This window comes from Pseudomonas sp. HMWF006, from assembly GCF_003061205.1.
GTDB lineage: Bacteria > Pseudomonadota > Gammaproteobacteria > Pseudomonadales > Pseudomonadaceae > Aquipseudomonas > Aquipseudomonas monsensis.
On the sequence record NZ_QAIU01000399.1, the window covers coordinates 16,511 to 17,722 of the forward strand.

The following is a 1,212-nucleotide window of genomic DNA, read 5'->3' on the forward strand; positions in this document are numbered from 1 at the left end:
GCAATCCCGGTCTCACGGGTTTTCACTTTGACTTCTTCGTAGGCATCGCTGAGCAGGTGGCGCGAATGTTTCAGCGCACTTTCAGCGTTGCTTTTGAGCGCCTTGAGGGTCTTGCGCGACTCGTCCGAAGCGTCGTCCTTCAGGCTTTCCAACGATTTGAGCAGACTCTCGATCTCGGCTTCCATGCTTTGCAACGAGGCTTTACGTAAAGAGGTGTTGGCCATGGTGGCTCTCCTGCATTGGTGATGAGTGGCGTGTGTTGATTGGGACTTCAGCGGTTTGAGAAAGTGCAGAAAATCTGAACTTCGCTTGCACCGTGGCACCGAAATCAACAGTGCAAATCACTGCTAGTCTCAATTTCACACGCCAAGGAGATCGCCATGAGTGACCATCACACGTACAAGAAAGTCGAGCTGGTCGGCTCGTCCACCAGCAGCATCGAAGACGCCATCAACAACGCGCTGGCGGAAGCGAACAAGAGCATCAAGCACCTGGAATGGTTTGAAGTGGTCGAGACCCGTGGCCACATCAAGGACGGCAAGGCTGCGCATTTCCAGGTAACGCTGAAAGTCGGCTTCCGCATTGCCAGCAGCTGAGTTTGGGCTACGCTTCTGAACTTGCGCGCTGGCCGAGTGCCATAGGAATGGCAAAGCGCTACAAGGTGAGCGCATCGGGTGAATGTCCGATGCCCGCCTCTTTTAATCCGACCAGGGAGTGCGACCGATGAAGAAGTTCATATTGGCAGTAGGTTTGTTGAGCCTTGCGGGTGGTGCGTTTGCTGCCGGCAAGCCTTGTGAAGAGCTGAAAAGCGAGATTGCGGCGAAGCTGGATGCCAAGGGCGTTTCCGGGTATTCGCTGGAGATTGTCGACAAGGGTGCAGCCGCTGGTGGCGACGTCGTTGGCACGTGCGAAGGTGGCACCAAGAAAATCGTCTACAAGAAGTAGGCTGATACCGCCTGAAATACAAAAGCCGACGCGAATGCGTCGGCTTTTTTGTGTCCGGGGTTTGGGGTTTTTGGTGGATTTGAAATCTAACCCCCTCACCCCAGCCCTCTCCCCCAAGGGGTAGAGGGGAAAGGGAGCAGATCGGGGGCCGTTCAGAACCTGAGTACGACTGGATATTTCAGGTCGGCGTACCTCGAACAGTCAACCCGGTCAGTCCCCTCTCCCTCCGGGAGAGGGCTAGGGTGAGGGCGCCCTTCAGCCCTTCAT

Annotated in this window: 3 protein-coding genes; 2 read left to right on the top strand and 1 reads right to left on the bottom strand. The window is 55.7% G+C overall.

Annotated features, from left to right (window positions below; genetic code table 11):
• The coding region (locus tag DBR24_RS16485) for a DUF883 domain-containing protein (protein WP_146189065.1) at window positions 1-224 on the bottom strand (224 nt) is incomplete at its 3' end.
• A 156-nt stretch (window positions 225-380) separates the two neighbouring features.
• On the opposite strand from DBR24_RS16485, the gene DBR24_RS16490 reads away from it, so the two are divergent.
• On the top strand, window positions 381-596 hold the full coding sequence (locus tag DBR24_RS16490; RefSeq protein WP_027610201.1) for a dodecin: 216 nt from the start codon (window positions 381-383) through the stop codon (window positions 594-596).
• Between the two features lie 127 nt (window positions 597-723).
• The gene (locus tag DBR24_RS16495) at window positions 724-945 is read left to right on the top strand and encodes a DUF1161 domain-containing protein (protein ID WP_128615289.1); all 222 of its coding nucleotides are present in this window, start codon (window positions 724-726) and stop codon (window positions 943-945) included.
• Window positions 946-1,212: the final 267 nt, after the last annotated feature.

Bases quoted from the DNA above. Each gene is read 5' to 3' on its own strand.
- DBR24_RS16490 (WP_027610201.1), top strand. From the start codon at position 381: ATGAGTGACCATCACACGTACAAGAAAGTCGAGCTGGTCGGCTCGTCC.
- DBR24_RS16495 (WP_128615289.1), top strand. From the start codon at position 724: ATGAAGAAGTTCATATTGGCAGTAGGTTTGTTGAGCCTTGCGGGTGGT.